Origin of the sequence: Flavobacterium sp. HTF, from assembly GCF_003105115.1 — a bacterium.
GTDB lineage: Bacteria > Bacteroidota > Bacteroidia > Flavobacteriales > Flavobacteriaceae > Flavobacterium.
In genome coordinates this window covers 45103-66067 of the sequence record NZ_QETH01000014.1, presented here as the reverse complement: position 1 = coordinate 66067, position 20965 = coordinate 45103, and the positions used below count along the sequence as shown (strand labels likewise).

9 protein-coding genes are annotated in these 20965 nt (G+C 36.2%); all 9 read left to right on the top strand.

Translation table 11 applies throughout. The features are described from left to right. The 9 genes from DCO46_RS06595 to DCO46_RS06555 all read left to right on the top strand — a co-directional run bounded on the left by DCO46_RS06595 (position 1) and on the right by DCO46_RS06555 (position 20859). Entirely contained in the window at positions 1-3405 is a 3405-nt protein-coding gene (locus DCO46_RS06595; RefSeq protein WP_116751772.1) for a glycosyl hydrolase, read from the top strand. 248 nt (positions 3406-3653) lie between these two features. Further along, complete coding sequence (locus DCO46_RS06590; protein WP_116751771.1) at positions 3654-5078, top strand: sialate O-acetylesterase; 1425 nt, start codon at positions 3654-3656, stop codon at positions 5076-5078. A 226-nt stretch (positions 5079-5304) separates the two neighbouring features. Beyond that, positions 5305-7638: a DUF5703 domain-containing protein gene (locus tag DCO46_RS06585; protein ID WP_116751787.1), complete on the top strand. Its 2334-nt coding sequence runs from the start codon at positions 5305-5307 to the stop codon at positions 7636-7638. A 15-nt stretch (positions 7639-7653) separates the two neighbouring features. Next, complete coding sequence (locus DCO46_RS06580; RefSeq protein WP_116751770.1) at positions 7654-10113, top strand: T9SS C-terminal target domain-containing protein; 2460 nt, start codon at positions 7654-7656, stop codon at positions 10111-10113. Between the two features lie 127 nt (positions 10114-10240). Further along, positions 10241-12265 carry a glycoside hydrolase family 127 protein gene (locus tag DCO46_RS06575; protein ID WP_116751786.1) on the top strand — a complete coding sequence of 675 codons (2025 nt, stop codon included), beginning with the start codon at positions 10241-10243 and terminating at the stop codon, positions 12263-12265. Between the two features lie 616 nt (positions 12266-12881). Further along, positions 12882-16256: a SusC/RagA family TonB-linked outer membrane protein gene (locus tag DCO46_RS06570; protein ID WP_116751769.1), complete on the top strand. Its 3375-nt coding sequence runs from the start codon at positions 12882-12884 to the stop codon at positions 16254-16256. A gap of 18 nt (positions 16257-16274) precedes the next feature. Beyond that, a complete protein-coding gene (locus DCO46_RS06565; RefSeq protein WP_116751768.1) occupies positions 16275-18242 on the top strand; it encodes a RagB/SusD family nutrient uptake outer membrane protein in 1968 nt (655 codons plus the stop codon). A gap of 100 nt (positions 18243-18342) precedes the next feature. Next, positions 18343-20046 carry a polysaccharide lyase gene (locus tag DCO46_RS06560; RefSeq protein WP_116751767.1) on the top strand — a complete coding sequence of 568 codons (1704 nt, stop codon included), beginning with the start codon at positions 18343-18345 and terminating at the stop codon, positions 20044-20046. Positions 20047-20181: 135 nt separating this feature from the next. Then, entirely contained in the window at positions 20182-20859 is a 678-nt protein-coding gene (locus tag DCO46_RS06555) for a DUF3826 domain-containing protein (protein ID WP_116751766.1), read from the top strand. Positions 20860-20965 lie beyond the last annotated feature (106 nt).

Below are 20965 nucleotides of genomic sequence, written 5' to 3'. Positions count from 1 at the left end.
ATGTTTCAGAAAATGCATCTCTTTTTTATATTACTTTTTGCGGGAATCCTTTCCGCACAGGAAATCCATAAAAAAGAAAATACAGCGTTTCAACCCACAATAGAATCCTCAAAACCTTGGACATATTGGTATTGGATGCAAAGTGCCTATTCTAAAGAAGGCATCACAGCCGATTTGGAAGCGATGAAAAGAGCCGGTATCGAAGGTGCCTATTTAATGACGATTAAAGGACCAGCAAATCCGCCATTGATGAGTCCGCCGGTTTTGCAATTGAGTCCTGAATTTTGGAATTTAGTAAAATGGGCTTTGACAGAAGCCGATCGTGTTGGAGTTAAAATTGGTTTTCATCCTGCAGATGGTTTTGCCGTTGCCGGAGGGCCCTGGATAACACCTGAGATGTCGATGCAAAAGATAGTCTGGAAAGACACAATTGTAAGCGGAAACAACTTTAAAAACACAAAATTAGCCGTTCCAAATCATTACAAAGATTATTATAAAGATATTGCCACATTTGCCCTTTCGGTAAAAGAAAATTTTATTACATCAGATAAAAAACGTCCCAAAATAACATCAACCAATCCCGAATCTGATGCCACGATTTTAAGTTCATCAGATAAAGACGGACAATTTAGAATGCCAAAAAAAGGCTGGATTCAGTATGAATTTGAGGAGCCATTTTTATGTAAATCCATTCAAATTCAAACCAAAGGAAATAATTATCAGGCGCATCGTTTAATTGTTGAGGTAAGTGATGATGGAAAAATATTCAGAAGTCTTGGCAGATTAACAACACCACGTCACGGCTGGCAGGATGTAGATGCATTTTATACCCATAGCATTGTACCCACAAAAGCCAAATATTTTAGATTCGTTTACGATCCCGAAGGAACAGAACCGGGCGCAGAAGATTTAGATCCTGCGAAATGGAATCAAGGTTTAAAAGTGGCTAAAATCTATTTGTCAAACGAACCCTTAATTGATAATTATCAGGGAAAATCGGGCGCTATCTGGAGATTGAGTCCGCAGACAACCGAAAAAGAAATCAGTGTTGCAGATTGTATTGATCCGTCAAAAATGATCGATATTTCGAAGTTTGTTGACGCAAAGGGAGTTTTAAACTGGAAAGCTCCCGCGAAAGGAAACTGGAGAATCATCCGTTTTGGACATACTTCAACAGGGCACGAAAATGCAACGGCAGGAGCAGGAAGAGGTTTAGAAGTTGATAAGTTTAATGCCGAAGCCATTCGTTTTCAGCTGGATCACTGGTTTGGCGAAATGCTTCGCGTTGCCGGACCGCAATTAGCTTCAAAAGTCGTTAAAATCCTGCATATGGATAGTTGGGAGTGCGGAAGCCAAAACTGGTCGCCCGTTTTTAGAAACGAATTTAAAACCCGAAGAGGTTATGATATTGTAGAATATTTGCCGGTTATGGCTGGAATTCCAGTAAAAGATATTCAGACTTCAGAGAAGGTTTTATACGATGTTCGAAAAACAATTTCAGAATTAGTTGCCGAAAATTTCTTTGGGACTTTACGACAAATTGCTGACGACGCCAATGTAAAATTCAGTTCAGAAAATGTGGCACCAACCATGATGAGCGACGGACTTTTGCATTTTAAATATATCGACTATCCAAGCGGAGAATTTTGGCTCAAAAGCCCAACTCACGACAAACCAAACGATATGCTGGACGCTATTTCGGGCGGACATATTTACGGAAAAGACATTATTCAGGCAGAAGCTTTTACGGCTTTAAAGATGGACTGGGACGAACATCCGGGAAATCTAAAAGTGGTTGCCGACAGAAATTATGCTCTTGGAATTAACCGTTTTTTCTATCACGTTTTTGTGCATAATCCGTGGCTCGACAGAAAACCCGGAATGACTCTGGACGGAATTGGAACATATTTTCAAAGAGACCAAACCTGGTGGGAGCCCGGAAAAACCTGGTTTGAATATTGCCAAAGAGTGCAGTTTCAGCTGCAAAAAGGAAAACCGGTTATTGACCTGGCCGTTTTTATTGGCGAAGATTTGCCATCTCGTTCCATTCTTCCGGATCGTTTAGTGTCTTTTATTCCGAATGTTTTCGGAAAAGAAAGGATTGAAAGCGAAGCCATTCGTTTGAAAAATGAAGGACAGCCGAGCACTAAAATGCCGAAAGAAGTCACTTTTTCTAAAAATGCAACCGATTTATCACAATGGATTAACGCCTTGAATGGCTATCAGTATGATTCATTCAATTCAGATGTTTTGATAAACCGCGCAAAAGTGGAGAATGGAAAAATTTCTTTTGAAGGTGGAATTAAATACGGAGCTTTATTGTTTCCGGGAAGTCATAAAATGGCACCGAATAAGTTACTTTCTTTGGCTTCCGCCGAAAAAATATTGCAATTAGTAAAAGAAGGCGCGACAATTTTTGTGGATGAAAAACCGAATTTAGAACCGGGCTTACAATCGAATGCAGATTTTAAAAAATGGCAGAATACAATCGATGAAATCTGGAATAACTCCAATTCTTCTACATGGAAAATAGGAAAAGGAACGGTTATTAAATTGCCCTATTTAGAAAATGATTTTGCTTTAATTGGAATCTCTCAAGACATTTATTTTCCAAATCTAAACCGAGCTGATTCTGAAACCATTCCTTGGACGCACCGTAAATCAGATACGGAAGATGTTTATTTTATTTCAAATCAAAATGCTTTAAAACGCTCTTTTGAAGCTTCGTTTAGAGTAGCGGGAAAAATTCCGGTTTGGTATAATCCGGTAACCGATAAAACTTCGGCTTTAGCCAATTGGAAAATAGAAAACGGAAGGACAATTATTGCTGTTAATTTAGAGGCTAATGAATCGGGTTTTGTGATTTTTAAAGAGGAAACAAAAGAACTTTTAGCACAGGGGAAATCTGTTGAATTTGAAAAAGTTCAGGTTTTAGATGAAAACTGGGAATTGCAGTTTGATTCAGAATTTAAAGGTCCGAAAGAAGTAATAAAAACAAACAAACTTTTTGACTGGAGCACTTCTGATAATAATCAGATTAAATACTATTCAGGAACTGTAGTTTATAAAAAAGAATTTGTCTGGAAAGGAAAAGACACAGATAAAATGTGGATTGATTTAGGTGAAATTGCCAATATCGCCCAAATCAAAATCAATGGACAAGATTGTGGTACACTTTGGACATTCCCTTTCAAAACTGCTATTTCGCAAACCTTAAAAAAAGGAAAAAACACTATAGAAATAAGCATCACAAATACCTGGGCCAACCGATTAATGGGTGATCAAAAATTACCTAAAGAAGAACGTTTGACATGGACAAATGCAGCATATCGATTAGAAGGAGAATCGTTGCTAAAAGCCGGTTTATTTGGGCCAGTTGTGATTTTGAAAGAAACGGATAAATAATTTTTTGCCACAGATTAAAAAGATTTTTCTAATCTGTGATAGAAGAAAGGAAAATCAATTGCCTCCAGCTTTAGCTGGTGGTTTCAAAAGATAACAAGATAAGGGCTTTAGCCAAATAGTTAGTTTGGCTAAAGCCTGAGATGTTGAAAAATAATATAACCTCCAGCTAAAGCTGGAGGCAATTGAAAAATAAAAATATCCACAGATTAGAAAAATCCTTTTAATCTGTGGCAAAAAAATATATAGAAATGAAAAAATCGATTATTGTATTATTAACGATTTTAGCGAGCTTTCAAATCAATGCCAAAATTAAATTACCGGCATTGTTTACGGACAATATGATGTTGCAGCAAAAATCAAACGCGCCAATTTGGGGCTGGTCGGAGAAGAACGCCAATGTTGTGATAAAAACTTCTTGGAATTCTAAAACCTACAAGATAAAAGCAGACAATTCCGGAAAATGGAAAACAGAATTACAAACACCATCTTTTGGCGGTCCCTTTACGATTGAAGTTTCAGAAGGAACGGAAAAACTTATAATTAAGAATGTTTTGATTGGTGAAGTCTGGCTTTGTTCCGGACAATCGAATATGGAAATGCCTTTAAAAGGATTTCAGGGACAGCCGGTTAAAAACGGAAACGAAATCATCGTAAGATCGAACAATAAAAACATTCGCTTAATTACGATTCCAAGAGCAACAGTATTAGAACCTTTGCAGGATTTTGCAGGAAAATGGGAAGAAGCATCGCCAAAATCAACCTCAAATTTTAGTGCCACAGCCTGGTATTTCGGCTCACTTTTGCAGGAAGTTTTAGATGTCCCTGTTGGGTTAATTCATGTTTCCTACGGAGGTTCAAGCATGGAAGCCTGGATGAATCAGGAAATGCTGAAAGATTTTGCAAGTGCTAAAATCCCCACTACCAAAGAAGAATTGGCAAAAGATCCCAATCGTGTTCCGACTACTTTATTTAACGGAATGCTTTCGCCCGTAATTGGTTACGGAATCAAAGGCTGTATCTGGTATCAGGGAGAATCCAATTACGAAAGAGCTTCTGAATACACCGCTTTAATGAAGAAAATGGTAAGCAGTTGGAGAGCGTTATGGAAACAAGGAGATTTCCCTTTTTATTACGCACAGATTGCTCCGTTTAATTACGCTTCATTTCATCCAAAAGATTATCTGGAAAAATATAATTCAGCTTATATAAGAGAAGCACAATTAAAAGCCTCAAAAGAAATTCCAAATTCAGGAATGGCCGTTTTGATGGATATCGGTGAAGAGAATAATATTCATCCGATGGACAAGGAAAAAGGCGGAAACCGACTGGCTTTTCACGCTTTGGCCAAAACCTACGGAATTGAAGGCTTCGAATTTGAAAGTCCGAAATATAAATCAATGGAAATAAAAGACGGTTCAGTTACCGTTTCTTTTGATGATGTGGCAAACGGAATTACGTCTTATGATAAAGAAGTTTTAGGTTTTGAAATAGCGGGAGAAGACAAGATTTTTTATCCGGCTAAAACTATAGTAAGAAGAAAATCAGTAGTTCTGACTTCTGATAAAGTAAAGAATCCTGTTGCTGTTCGTTATTTATGGAAGGATTTCGCAAAAGCGGAATTGTTTAGTGCAGGTGGTTTGCCGGTTTCTTCTTTTCGAACAGATGAATGGTAATTTGCGGTAGCCCCTGCAAGGTTTTCAAAACCGTGTAGGTGTAATTGAATTAGGAGTTAACGTATAGTTTGTCATTCTGAGGAACGAAGAATCTTCGTTTACAGCATCGACAAAGATTAGCAATTTTGATTGGGGAGTTACTTGCAAAGATTCTTCGTTCCTCAGAATGACAACTAGACTAAAAAAAATCCTTCAAGGTTTTCAAAACCTTGAAGGAAAGGAAACTATGAAAAATAATATACTATTTATACTTTTCTTCACCACGCTTTGCCTTAAAGCGCAAATCCCCGTGCTTGAGAATTACAATCAAATCTGGACAACACAAAGCAACAATTCCTCAGAATCAATGCCTTTGGGCGGGGGTGATATTGGGTTGAATGCATGGGTAGAAAAAGGAGACTTATATTTCTATTTTTCGCGAAGCGGGACTTTTGATGAACATAATACATTATTGAAATTAGGAAGGGTAAAAGTTACTTTAACACCAAATCCGTTTAAGGATAATGAAGGTTTTCATCAGGAACTGGTTTTGAAAGACGGCTATATCATAATTGCTCAAAATAATACTAAGATTAAACTCTGGGTCGATGTTTTTAAACCTGTAATTCATTTCGATTTAGAAAGTAAAACGGCTTTAAAAATGACGGCTTCTTATGAAAGCTGGCGTCATATCAATCGTCCTTCCAAAGGAAAAGCAAATAATGCCAATTCTTATAAATGGGCACCTCAGGGAGAAATTATTACCTATAAAGATTCAGTTTCATTTGAAAATAACGGTGTAAAATTCTATCACAGAAACAGAGAAAAAACCGTTTTTGACGTTGCGGTAAAACAACAAAAAATGGAATCGGTTAAAGATCAAATGCTGAATCCTTTAGCCAATTTGACTTTTGGCGGATTTATGACCGGAGACAATTTAAAACCAGACGGAAATTACCCAGGAAAATATCAGAATACCGATTTTAAAGGTTTTAATATTTCAAGTATAAAACCATCCAAAAAACAGGAACTTCAAATTCATTTATTTACCAATCAATCTGCAGAAACAGCTTCCTGGGAAAATGGTTTGAAAAGTCAAATTTCAGGTTATAAAAACACTTCAAAACAAGCAGAAAAAAACACGATAAAATGGTGGAATAATTTCTGGAACCGCAGTTTTATTTTCACACAAAAAAATCAATCGAGTGAGAAAGATTCCGTGTATCAAATCGGAAAAAATTATCAATTGTTTCGATACATGTTGGGATGCAACGCTTACGGCAAATATCCAACAAAATTCAACGGCGGACTTTTTACCGTCGATCCGGTTTTCACAAATCCGGACTTAAATTTTACACCCGATTTCAGGAATTGGGGAGGAGGAACCATGACCGCTCAAAACCAGCGACTGGTTTATTTTCCGATGATAAAAAGTGGAGATTTTGATATGATGAAATCACAGCTGGATTATTATGTGAGTTTGCAAAAAAATGCCGAATTACGTTCTCAGGTTTACTGGAAACACGGCGGTGCGTCATTTACCGAACAATTGGAAAATTTCGGATTGCCAAATCCAGCGGAATATGAATGGAAACGACCGGCAGATTATGATCCGGGAATGGAATATAATGCCTGGCTGGAATATGAATGGGACACGGTTTTTGAGTTTTGCCAAATGATGTTACAACAGAAAGAATTTGCCGAAGAAGATATTCAGAAATACAATTCATTCATTATAAGCTGTCTTCGTTTTTTTGATGAACACTATCAATATCTGGCCAAACAAAGAGGCAGAAAGGCTTTGGACGGAAACGGAAAATTAATTTTATTTCCGGGTTCAGGTGCTGAAACCTATAAAATGGCTAATAATTCTAATAGCACTATTGCCGCTTTACAAGTTATTACAGCCAATCTTTTAAGTCTTTCTGCAAATCAATTATCAGTTGAAGATTCTGCATATTTAATAGATTTTCAATCAAGAATTCCGCCTTTAAACTTCGGAAAGATTGAAAATCATAAAGTATTAGTTCCGGCAAAATCCTGGGAAAGAGTCAATAATTCTGAAGTGCCACAATTGTATCCGGTTTATCCGTGGGGAATTTACGGCATTGGAAAACCTGATTTAGAAACGGCTTTAAATACATGGAAATACGATCCGGACGCTATAAAATTCAGAAGCCATATCGGCTGGAAACAAGATAATATTTTTGCAGCAAGATTAGGGTTAACCGAAGAAGCGGCAAAATATAATGTGTTAAAAATGAGTGATTCCGAAAGGCGATTTCCGGCATTTTGGGGTCCCGGTTTCGACTGGGTTCCCGATCATAATTGGGGCGGTGCCGGAATGATTGGTATGCAGGAAATGCTTTTGCAGGAAGCGAATGGCAAAATCTATCTTTTTCCGGCCTGGCCAAAGAACTGGAATGTTCATTTTAAATTACATGCCTCAAACAATACTATTATAGAAGCCGAACTTCAAAACGGAATTACTAAAATTATTAAAGTGATTCCGAAGGAAAAAGAAAAAGATATTATAAATCTCTTAGGGATTTCAATAGAAGAAAAGAAAAAAATACACTAACTATTACTAACAAAAATGATAAAGAAATTATTAAGTGCTGCAGCTTTGACCATGCTTTTGGCAACAAACGTACAGGCACAATCAGTTCAAAATACTGACAAACAAATTGTAAAAGTAGACTTTGATTTTTTTCAAAGAAGACTTGAAGAAGTTCATGATCCAGGTTATGATTCGTGGGTTATTAACGAAGAAAAAGAAACCGAAAAATCATTTAATAATGTGTCTTTTAAACTAAAAGGAAACTTTACTTCTAAATGGTACAAAGTTGGCATGAGCGCTCCGTTTTACAACAGATTAGGAAGTGACGGTCTCGTTACGGCCGAAAATTTAGAATTGAAAATCAGCGGACTGAAAGCTGGAAAACATACGCTTTTGACGTTTCATAATGCTTTTGATGTCATCACAGGAAAAACTTTTTCTCCAATCAAAATTTATGTAAACGGAAAACTTCAGGAAACTGTAAATGCGAGCCAGAGAGCCAATGCTAAAATCGATGCTGCGATGGCGTATATTATTTTTAATGCCGAAAAAGGCAAAGATGTAATAGTTCGTTTTGAAATTGATCCGGCTTCAAATCCAGATGTAATAAAACAAATTGTAATCAATGGTTTTGAAATTGACACACCAAACTTAATGAACCAGTCGCGTACTCCGGAACCAAAAAACAGGGACGAACATGTTGAAGTCAATAAAACTTTAAATTTAAAATGGGATGCTGTAAAAAATGTGGCAGCTCATAAATTATATTTCGGGGAAGATAAAAATGCCGTAGAAAATGCAACAGAAAACTCAAAAGAATTTAAAGGAAAACTGACGGATAAATCTTTTTCAGTTTCTGACTTATATAGCGGAACAACGTATTACTGGAGAGTCGATGAAGTAGATAATAATGGAGAAGTAACCTTAGGAAATGTCTGGTCATTCAAACCTGCACAATTGGCGTTTCCGGGAGCAGAAGGTTACGGACGTTATGCTGTTGGAGGACGTGGCGGAAAAGTGGTTGAAGTTACCAATTTAAATGACGACGGACCGGGAAGTTTACGTGATGCTATCAATCAGGAAATAGGACCAAGAACAATTGTTTTCAATGTCTCAGGAAATATAAAACTGGCTTCGAGATTAGTCGCAAATCAGCCTTATATTACTATTGTGGGGCAAACAGCTCCTGGCGAAGGAATCACAATCAGCAGAGCGCCAATAGGATTAACAGGAAACGATGGTGTGGTTCGATTCCTAAAAGTAAGAATTGGCGGCGGAACTACTTTTGACGGAATGGGACTAACGGGTGCTGATTACAGTATTATTGACCATTGCTCGATTAGCTGGACAATTGATGAATCATTTAGTTCGCGTGGTGCGCATCATATTTCGTTGCAAAGAACTTTAATTTCTGAAGCATTAAATGTGGCGGGACATGATAAATATGAGGTTGGAAAAATGCACGGATTTGCAGCTACAATTGGTGGTGATATCGGAAGTTTTCATCACAATTTACTGGCCCATAACTACGGAAGAAACTGGAGTATTGGCGGAGGCTTAAACGGAGACGGTTATTATACAGGCCGATTGGATATCACCAATAATGTGGTTTACAACTGGGGACAGCGAACTACAGACGGTGGTGCAAACGAAGTAAATTTTGTAAATAATTTTTACAAACCGGGAGCTTCTACTAAAATATTTGTGGCGTTAAATGCACAGCACGAAGGTGTTGGAAAAGGAATGCAGCGTTATTATTTTAATGGTAATATAATGCCGGGTTATTTTGATGAGAAATCTCAGGAAAAAGGAAGAAAATCGACTATAAGTCATAATGAGAAAGTAGAGTATGAAACATTTGTCGACAAACCATTTTTTCCTTCGTATGTAGAAACGCAATCAGCGAAAGCGGCTTATAAAAATGTACTTTCGGATGTTGGGGCAAACCAGCCGTTTTTTGATAAACACGATAACCGGATTGTAGATGAAACTTTAAAAGGAACGTTCACCTACAAAGGAAGTAAAAGCGGTTTAGGCGGAATGATCGATAACGAACAGGATGCAGGCGGATGGCCGGATTTTGCATCAGAAAACCGCCCCACAGACTGGGACACCGATCATGACGGATTACCAAACTGGTGGGAAAAAGCTTTTGGTTTAAGCGAAAATTCAAAAGCAGGAGATTTTTCAGATGCCAATCAGGATACAGACAAAGACGGATTTACGCAACTGGATAATTATTTAGACTGGCTGGCACAGCCTCATAATTTTGTGAATTCAGGTGAGAAAAAAGTCTTAGACGTAACAGATTATTTTAAAGGTTATGAAAATAAGCCAGTATATACTTTCTCTGATCTCAAAAATGGAAAAGTAGTTTTAAAAGGAAAAGAAATTCAGTTTACAGCAATTGAAAAAGGATTTGCTTCTTTCGTCCTGGCCGTAAAAGATGCAGACGGAGATTCAATGAGCAGAACGATTAATTTCTTCGTAAAATAAATTATTAAACCATATAAGTGATATAAGAAATTATAAGATTGACTTAATGCTTATGTGGTTTAAGTTCAAGAAAGTTTAGTTTAAATGAACTTATATCACTTATATGGTTCAAAAAAATCATTATAAAATGAAAAATTTATTAAATGTTTCCCTTAGTTTGTTTTTTGTTAGTTCTGGATTACTGGCACAAAACAAAGGTTTGGTTGCCAATTCAGAAAGCCCTTATTCGAAACTGCAAAGTGTAGGTTTACAGGATGTAAAATGGACGAACGGTTTCTGGAAAGAACAATTTGATGTAGAAACCAAAAACACACTGCCTTATATGTGGGATTTGTATCATAACGATGAGATTTCACACGCTTACAAAAACTTCGAAATTGCAGCAGGTTTAAGCAAAGGAGCTTTTAAAGGACCTTCGTTTCATGATGGTGATTTCTATAAGATTTTTGAAGGAATGGCGGCAACGTATGCCGTAACAAAAGACAAAAAACTCGATGCTGAAATGGATAAGGCGATTGCGCTTTTTGCGAAAGTTCAGCGTAAAGACGGTTATATCCATACCCCGGTTTTAATTGACGAACGCTGGGGAACCTTAGGTCCTGAAGAAGTAAAAAAACAATTGGGTTTTGAAAAATACAATATGGGACATTTAATGACTGCAGCCTGCATTCATTATCGTGCCACAGGAAAAACGAACTTTTTGAATATTGCAAAAGGAGTTGCTGATTTCTTATATGATTTCTACAAAAAAGCTTCACCGGAATTAGCCCGAAATGCAATTTGTCCGTCACATTATATGGGCATTGTTGAGATGTACCGAACAACTAAAAATCCGAAATACTTAGAATTAGCAAATAATCTAATCGATATTAGAGGAACTACAAATGACGGAACCGATGATAATCAGGATCGAATTCCGTTTAGACAGCAGACAACCGCAATGGGTCATGCTGTAAGGGCGAATTACCTTTACGCCGGAGTTGCCGATTTATATGCCGAAACAGGAGAAAAGAAATTACTGGACAATTTAGAATCGATTTGGGATGATGTAACCTATCGCAAAATGTATATTACAGGTGCTTGTGGCTCTCTGTATGATGGAGTTTCGCCAGACGGAACTTCATATGATCCAACTGTAGTGCAGAAAATTCATCAGGCTTACGGAAGACCTTTTCAATTACCAAATGCAACGGCGCATACTGAAACCTGTGCCAATATTGGAAATGTTTTGTGGAACTGGCGAATGCTACAGATTACGGGAGATGCCAAATATGCTGATATTGTAGAATTGGCATTGTACAATAGTGTACTTTCCGGAATGGATCTGGAAGGAGAAAAATTCCTGTATAATAATCCGCTGAATGTTTCAAATGATTTGCCATTTCATCAACGTTGGGGGAATGAACGTGAAGGCTATATCGCGTTATCAAACTGCTGTGCACCAAACGTAACCAGAACCGTTGCCGAAGTTGGAAATTATGCTTACAATATTTCAAAAGAAGGTTTGTATGTGAATTTATACGGAAGTAATCAGTTGAAAACAAAATCTTTAAATGGAGAAGAAATCGAAATTGAGCAGCAAACCAATTATCCGTGGGATGGAAAAATAACACTGAAAGTTATAAAAGTACCAAAAGATTTACAGAATTTCTTTTTAAGGATTCCGGGATGGAGTCAGAATGCAGAAGTTTCAGTTAATAATTCAAGAATAACGGATAAAATCATTTCAGGTGCTTATTTAAAAGTAAATCAAAAATGGAAAAAAGGAGATGTTATCGAATTGAATCTTCCGATGCCGGTAGAGATAATGCAGGCAAATCCGCTTGTAGAAGAGGTTAAAAATCAGGTGGCGGTAAAAAGAGGGCCTTTGGTTTATTGTTTAGAATCTGATCAGCTTCCTGCAAATACGAGTGTAAATGATGTGATTTTAGATTTAAAGTCTAATTTCAAAACTGATTTTACAGAATTAAAAAACAGAAAGTTTGTGACTATTGAAGCCAGTTCTACTATTACTCAGGATAATTCCTGGAATAAAACACTTTATAAACCGATTTCTTTAAAAGGTGAAAAATCGTTAACCGTGAAATTGGTTCCCTATTTTGCGTGGGGTAATAAAGGAAAGGGAGAAATGACGGTATGGATGTCGCACTAAGTTGAGGTAATATTGATTAAAAGGTTTTATTTTAGAATTTTAAATTTAAATACCGTTAGCATTGGTCAGAATTTACCTTTTAAAAGAATTTTTTTTAACAATCCATTTGTAAATTTATACAGCTATCCTGTATGATATTTTGTAAGTATTTTATTTTTAAAAATACTTGTTTTTTTAGTCAGTTAAACTGAAAATTATAAAAAACAGCCTAAACCTAATAAATTAGATATAAAGGGCGAACGTAAATATTTTGAAAACTAAACAGCCTAAAGGGAGATTTGTTTTGTTTTTTATAGATTTGCCTTTAAAAAAGGTTTAAAATTTAATAAAAACCAAAGCAACTCTTTCTTTTTTATTTTTCACATATTTTTTCTTCCTTATTTTTATCAATATTACTTTTTTAAGTGTTTTTTTTTGTGATTATCCGATTAATACAGGATAGAACAGGACGGTTGTAATGTATCGTCGTTATATTTTTGAATCATAAAAAATAAATGTGTTTTTAACATTTAAAAAATGGTTTAAGATTTATTTAAATATTTTTTATCTTGAGAGAACCTTAATTTTTTTCATGACTAAACTAACAATCTAATTAACCTAACCAAAAAAACAATTTATGAAACAAGCACTTATAAAGAGATGTAGTTTTCTTTTGTTTACACTGATGAGTGTTTTGAGTTATGCTCAAAACTCAGAACATGTAACAGTAACAGGAACCGTTACTGATAATTCAGGACTCTTGATTCCTGGAGTTAACGTGACTGAAAAATCTACAAAAAATACTGTAACAACAGATTACAGTGGAAAGTACAAAATTAAGGTAAAGAGCGGAGGAACATTAGTTTTCTCTTTTATCGGAATGAAAAAAGTCGAGTTACCATTAAACGGACGTATTATTGTTAATACGAGCATGCAGGATGATTCTAATCAATTAGAAAACATCGTAGTCGTTGGTTATGGTACTCAGAGAAAAAAGGAACTTACTGGTGCTATTGCGACAATAAACACGGATAATCTTATTGATTTGCCGGTAACAAACCTTTCTGATGCTTTGAAAGGATTAGTTCCGGGTGTTTCTGTTACAAGTGGTTCAGGCCGTCCGGGTGAAGCTGGAAGTATTCAGATTCGTCAGACTTTCGGATTTTCTAAGGATGGAAATTTTACTATACCGTTAGTAATTATTGACGATATGATTCAGGTTGATCCTGCGACTGGTAAACCAACACTTGAACAATTCAACAGATTAGATCCTTCTGAAATTGAAAGTATGACTGTTTTAAAAGATGGTTCGGCAGCAATTTATGGTGCCCGTGCTTCACAAGGTGCAATCGTTATAAAAACAAAACGTGGTAAAGCTGGTAAGGCAAAATTCAATTACAACAGTCAGTTTGCTGTTAATGATGCAGTTAGCCATAGTAAAGTTTTAAATGCTTATGAGTTTGGAGTATTTAGTAATAGATATCTTACTTCTCAAAATCCTACTATTGAAACATTTAGATTGTATTCTCCGGCTGAACTGGAAGAAATGAAAAATTTAGATTACAATTGGTTGGAAGAAGCATGGAAACCGGCAATTCAGCAAAAACACACTTTTTCGGTTAGTGGCGGAAGTGAAGACGTTACTTATTTTGCAGGAGCTACTTATTTTACTCAGGACGCAAACCTTGGGTATCAAAAATATGACAAATGGAATTTCCGTACAGGGATTAATGCTAAAATTGCAAAAGGCTTAGATTTTTCTGCTGCGGTTTCAGGTAACGCCGGAACTGTTGATAAATCTTTTACTAAAGCGTCATCTAATATTAGTGACGGTAGTTACGCATCTGCTTCTGGTGGAGAACAAGCTGATTATGGATTTTTGCTTCACATGCCACAACATGTTCCTTGGCAGACAGTTGTTGATGGGAAACAATATTATGTATCACCATTTCCAAATTCAAATAAGAATTTCCAAAGTGCTAATGCAAATAACAATATTGCCGGATGGAACTATTTTGCGAACTTAAATAATGGTTCACATCAGATTACAGAAGATAATTCATATAACGTTAATGCTTCTTTGAATTATAAAGTACAAGCTGTTAAAGGTTTATCTTTTAAAGTTAATTATGCAAGAACTCAAAGTTCAAGCTATACAGAACAAATTCAGTTGCCATACGATTTGGCAAGAATCAGAAATTATGAGTTGTTAGGTAATCACCTTGCGAGTGCAGCTGATCCTACTTTTTACAATGCAACAACAAACCCTGATGGGGATTATATTCTGGAGACAAACGTAAGAAATTCAAGAGTTTATTATAATAATAATGATAGTAAAAGTACTCAGGGAGATTTCTTAATTAACTATGAAAGAACTTTTGGAGACCATCAGATTGGAGCAATGGTTGGTGGTGAAGCTTCAGAAGTTTATAATACATTCACTCGTTTAGCTTACGAACAAACAGGTAAAGATTACTTAGGCGATTACCGTACAGCCGGAACATTAAGTCAGTCTAATAGCCAGGCAACTAAGGTTGAAGGAGGAACATTATCTTATTTTGGACGTTTCAATTATAACTATAAACAAAAATATTTATTCCAGTTTCTTTTCCGTAGTGATGCTTCTACAAAATTTGCACCCGAAAATTACTGGGGATATTTTCCATCTCTTCAATTGGGTTGGGTAGTTTCTAAAGAAGAATGGTTTGAAAAAAATGTACCATGGGTTGATTTCTTTAAAATTCGTTACTCTATTGGTAAAACAGGAAAAGACAATATTCAACCATGGAGATGGTCTCAATTTTATGATGTTATTGTTGATAAAGGTTTTCAATTTGGATCTAATGGAGGAACTAATGCTATAGGTTTAACCCCTAGAGTAACTCCTAACAGAGGTGTAACATGGGATACTACAGTAAAAAATAACTTAGGTATTGATTTAAATGTTTTAAAGAACAGACTGAATATTACTGCTGATTTTTATTATGATAAATCAACAAGCATATTAACAGATATGAGTAGTGCTACAGGCGTACCAATTTCTGTAGGAGGTGCATTTGCAGAACAAAATTATGGTGCAATTGATGCATGGGGATCAGAGTTTAGTATCTCATGGAGCGATAAAATAAAAAGCGATATCAGCTATGATGTAGGGATCAATTTTAGCTTTAACAATAATGAGGTGAAAAAATATCCTGATCAGGGGAATGTACTTCCATCTAATAATGCAACAAGAGAAGGAAATTCTGTTGGATTTAACCCGGTTTGGGGATTCAAAGTATGGAAAGGAACATCTACTGGTGACGGTATTCTTCGTACAGATGAAGATATTGCCAATTATTGGGCTTATTTAACTGAGCGTGCAGCTGAGGTTGGCGGTGCACCAAAATATTTTGATATCAATTCCGCTTCCGGAATTAGAAAAGGTTCATTGGCATATCAGGATGTTGCGGGACAACTTAACCCTGACGGAACTTTAGCACCTGCTGATGGTCAGATAGCAAAAGAGAATGACTACGTGAAACTGGCAAATAGCAGCAGAACTTACGGGTTTACTACAAACTTAGGTTTCAAAGCTAAAGGGTTTTATTTAAGAACTCAAATTGCAACGTCATGGGGTGGAGCTAATTTCGTTGATTTAGTAAATCAGGGAACGTCATCGGCACATAATATGTGGTCTCGTGAAAGTTTCTGGAAAGATATGTATTCTGAAGATAACCCAAATGGTAAATATCCGAACGTAGCACAATGGACATATATGTCAAGTCCTTCAGATTTCTGGGAAATAAATACTTTCCGTTGTTTTGTTAGAAACTTAAGTGTTGGTTATGAAATTCCTAAAAAAGTTTTTAAAGATACCAAGATTGCTAGTATGACTTTAGGAGTTACAGGAAATAACCTTTGGGATTTATACAATCCTTATCCGGATCATTACAGAAATATGTATGATAATTCTTCTGTAAATTATCCTACACTTAGAACATGGTCGCTTAATTTTAACGTATCATTCTAATTTAAATTAAAAGTAATTATGAAAACACCATTTAAATATATAACATTATCGCTTTTGATGGCATTAGGTACTTCATGCAGTGATGATTTTTTAGAAGATAAGAAGAGTATTGGTTTGTATGATGATACGTTTTACCAAACTCAGGAACGTGCGCAGGCTTATGTAGATAACCAGTACTATGATTTTTTTAGTGCATATAAATCTCCTGTATCAACTGTAGTTGGGTCCTTTACTGATGCGAATTCTAGGTTAACAGAAGAACTTGGAGGTACACAGGATTATATAAATCCAAACAAAACCTTAATTAATTCTGCAGAAGCGAGTACTTATTATGGTGCTAAACTAACAACAAGCATTAATAATCATCCTTACAACAGGATTAGGGAATGTAATGCTTTTTTAGAAGAAATTGATGTAAAAGGTTCCAATCTGGATAAAACATTTCGCGATCGTGCAAAAGGGCAGATGTACTATTTGAGAGCTATACAATATTTTGATTTAATGCGTACTTATGGAGGAGTTCCTATTGTAACTACGTATCAGAATGCATCAGCAGATGATCCAACTATTCAGATTCCAAGAGCAAAAGTTTCTGAAGTAGTTGCTCAGATAGTAAAAGATTTAGATATGGCAGCTTCTTTATTGCCAGGAAAATGGGATACTGAATACGGACGTTTTACAAGAGGAGCAGCTTTAGCTCAGAAATCTAGAGTTTTATTAACTTTTGCAAGTCCGTTATTTAATAAAAACTGGGATGGTGGTAATGAACGTTGGGAAGCCGCTTTGAAAGCCGGACTGGAAGCAGAAGCTCAATTGACACAAGACGGATATGGGTTGTATGGCAATTCAATCAAACAATGGGAGTCAATGTTTTTAATAGATAATGCTTTTTGCTCGGAAGCAATCACGGTACAACTTTGTGGATCAGGAGTAACGCCTAATGTCACAAACAATTCATGGGAGAAAGGAATTCGTTTACCAAGCCTGGGAGGAAGCGGAGGGATTTCTGCTCCTAAAGAAATGATTGATTTGTTTCCTATGAAAAGCGGTTTAAGACCAACTGCTGCAAACGGATATAATGATTTTACTTTTTTCGTAAACAGAGATCCTAGATTTTACAGAACATTTGCTTTCTCTGGGGTAAAATGGGGATATAAAGAAACTCCAAATGCTGTTCTTTGGGCTTATCGTTGGGTAGATGGTAGTAACAAAGCAGGTTTTTCGGAATCAAATAATGCAATTTCAAGCCCGGCATTTGTTAGAAAAATGAGTAATACAGCAGCGAGCAAAGAGACTAACTTTCAATATTCAGGAACTGATATTATGGAATATCGCTATGCTGAATTATTATTGAATATTGCAGAATGTTATGCGGCATTAGGCCAGACTAGTAATACTGTAGCTTATTTAAGTAGAATTAGAAGCCGTGTTGGTATAGCTTCTGCAAATAATTACGGAATAGGAACACTGACTGATAAATATGCAGCTATTGAAGCAGTTTTATATGAGCGCAGAGTAGAATTAGCTTACGAAGGAAAACGTTTTTGGGATGTTCAGAGATGGATGTTGTATGATAATGCAGTGCTTCCAGGAGTTACTGGTGGTACTGTTACCAAATTAGGATTAACGCCAATCAATGGAACAAAACGTACCGGAAACTTTTTACAATACAAAAATACAGCAACATCATCAGGTACAGATCCTTTAACAGCAGCCCGCGCAGGTATTGTAGCAGATCCTGATGCAGCAAATTTTGATGCTCAGTTAGCAGCTTTGGCAACGTTTTATAATGATAACTTTACCCGTACGGCATTAGTTACACCTATGGATAGCTTTAATGGTGCAGCAGTTAATATAAAATTCAATCCTAATTATTATATTAACGGTCTTCATACAACACCTTTAACTCAAAACCCATGGTTATTGCAAACTATAGGCTGGAATGATAATTTTGGAGGGGCTGGAACTTTCAATTATCAGGAATAATTTCAATATCAAAATGAATTAGTATATAAACTTTTCACCTGTATTCGTCAAAAGATACAGGTGATTTGTTTAAAAAGAATTACCACAATTAAAAATTAGTATGAAAAATTTCACTTTATTAAGCGTATCTCTTCTTTTTTTGGGAAGTTTAGAGTGTTTTGCACAATATCCTAAACTGAGCGCAGAAGTTCAGGCACAGGAAAAAGCAATAAAAGAAGAAGCGGCAAAACTTTCTGACGAAGCCTGGGAAAAAGCCCTGGTTGTTATTGAAGAAGAAGCCAGACATGGAAAACCTTACATTCCGTGGGCATCAAGACCAAACGATTTGCCACAGGCAGACATTCCTGCTTTTCCAGGTGCTGAAGGAGGAGGAATGTATACTTTTGGAGGCCGCGGCGGAAATGTGTACACAGTAACAAGTCTGGAAGACAGAGGCCCTGGAACTTTACGTGAAGCTTGCGAAAAAGGCGGAGCAAGAATTGTGGTTTTTAATGTTGCCGGAATTATCAGATTAAAAAGTCCGTTGATTATTCGTGCACCTTATATTACCATTGCAGGACAAACAGCTCCCGGAGATGGAATTTGTATTGCAGGTGAATCTACATGGATTGACACGCATGATGTAATTATCAGACACGTGCGTTTCCGTCGTGGAGAAACTTTCGTAGGCCGTCGTGATGACGCTATTGGAGGAAATCCGGTAGGAAACATTATGATCGACCACGTTTCTGCAACCTGGGGATTAGACGAAAATATGTCAATTTACAGACATATGTACAGCCCGGGTGCGGGTTATGCAGATGTAAAAGTAGGAACAGTTAACATTACGATTCAAAACAGTTTATTCGGAGAAGCTTTAGATACTTACAATCATGCTTTCGGAAGTACTTTAGGTGGGGAAAACTGCTCTTTTATGAGAAACATGTGGGCCAACAATGCGGGTAGAAATCCCTCTATCGGATGGAACGGAATCTTCAATTTTGTGAATAATGTGGTTTTTAACTGGTACAACAGATCAACAGACGGAGGTGATTATACAGCAAACTATAATATCATCAATAACTTTTACAAACCGGGACCGGTTACCGATTTAACTCAGCCAATCAGTTATCGAATTTTAAAACCGGAATCTGGAAGAAGCAAATTGCCTTATATGGTTTTTGGAAGAGCTTACGTAAACGGAAACGTAGTAAACAATAACGAAAAAGTTTCTAAAGACAACTGGGACGGAGGGATTCAGATCGAAAACAAAAAAGGAGAGTTAATGCCTTACGAAGAAGCAAAAGATTACTTTGCTAAAATGAAAAGCGACAAACCTTTTCCAATGCCATGGTTTAATAAGTTCATGACTGCAGAAGAGTCTTATGATTTTGTACTTAAAAATGTTGGTGCAACGTTGCCAATCAGAGATAAAGTAGATGAAAGAATCGTAAGAACGGTAAAAACGGGAGTTCCGGAATATGCAAAAGGATTAGAGAAAAAGACTTTTTATCAATTCGAGCACAGACGTTTACCAATGGATTCATACAAACAAGGAATCATTACAGATATTTCGCAAGTTGGCGGATATCCTGAATATAAAGGAAAACCCTATGCTGACACAGACAAAGATGGAATGCCGGACAAATGGGAAAAGAAACATGGTTTAAACCCAAATGATGCTTCTGATGCAAAATTAGATACAGATGGCGACGGATATTACAATATCGAAGAATATATCAACGGTACAGATCCAAATTCTAAAACAGACTGGAAAGATTTGAACAACAATCACGAGACTTTAGTAAAGTCTTTACTGGATTAAATACTATTTCCCGCAAAGACGCAGATCGTAAATAAAATTTTAAGTTAGTTATCAAAACTTTGCGCCCTATGGCTTTGCGGGATTATTTCAAAAAAATAAAATTCTTATTTCTTCATAATCAAAGTCTAAATTATTATGTCAAAAAGTAAAAAAAATATTAGTGTTTTAATGTTGTTGTTTGTTTTCGCAGGCAGTATTGCACAACAGCACTTAGATCCGGAATATATTAAAGTTACCAACGAAAGAGCGGCTAAAATAGTTACCGGGTTAGATTTGAAAAATGCCGAAAAAGAAAAAGCAGTTTCAAATATCATTGCACAACAATTCAGAGATTTAAGCGAAATCCAGGATGGAAGAGATGCCGAAATCAAAAAAGTAAAAGAAGACGCCGGTTTAGCAAAAGAAAAACAAAACGAGAAAATTGATAAGCTGAAAACAAAAGCAGACGAGTCAATTGCAAAACTGCATAAATCCTACCTTAAAAAATTAGGCAGGGAATTATCAGAAGACAAAATTACTGAAGTTAAAGACGGAATGACATATGGCGTATTGCCAATTACAGTTGTAGCTTACAATGACATGCTTCCAAATTTAACTGCAGAACAAAAAGACTACATCTATAAGGCTTTGGTTGAAGCAAGAGAACACGCAATGGACGGAGGTTCTTCAAAAGAAAAACATGGCTGGTTTGGTAAATACAAAGGAAGAATCAACAATTATTTATCAAAACAAGGTTACGACCTAAACAAAGAAAGTGCTGACTGGCATAAACGTGTTGAAGAAAGAGAAAAAGCAAAATCAGATCAAAAGTAGTCCTTAGTGATTAGTTTATTACTAAACGTTTAAACGAATTACTAAGAACTAGTCACTAAGGACTAACCCACTAACTACCAAGAACTAAAAAAATGCAAAATACTTT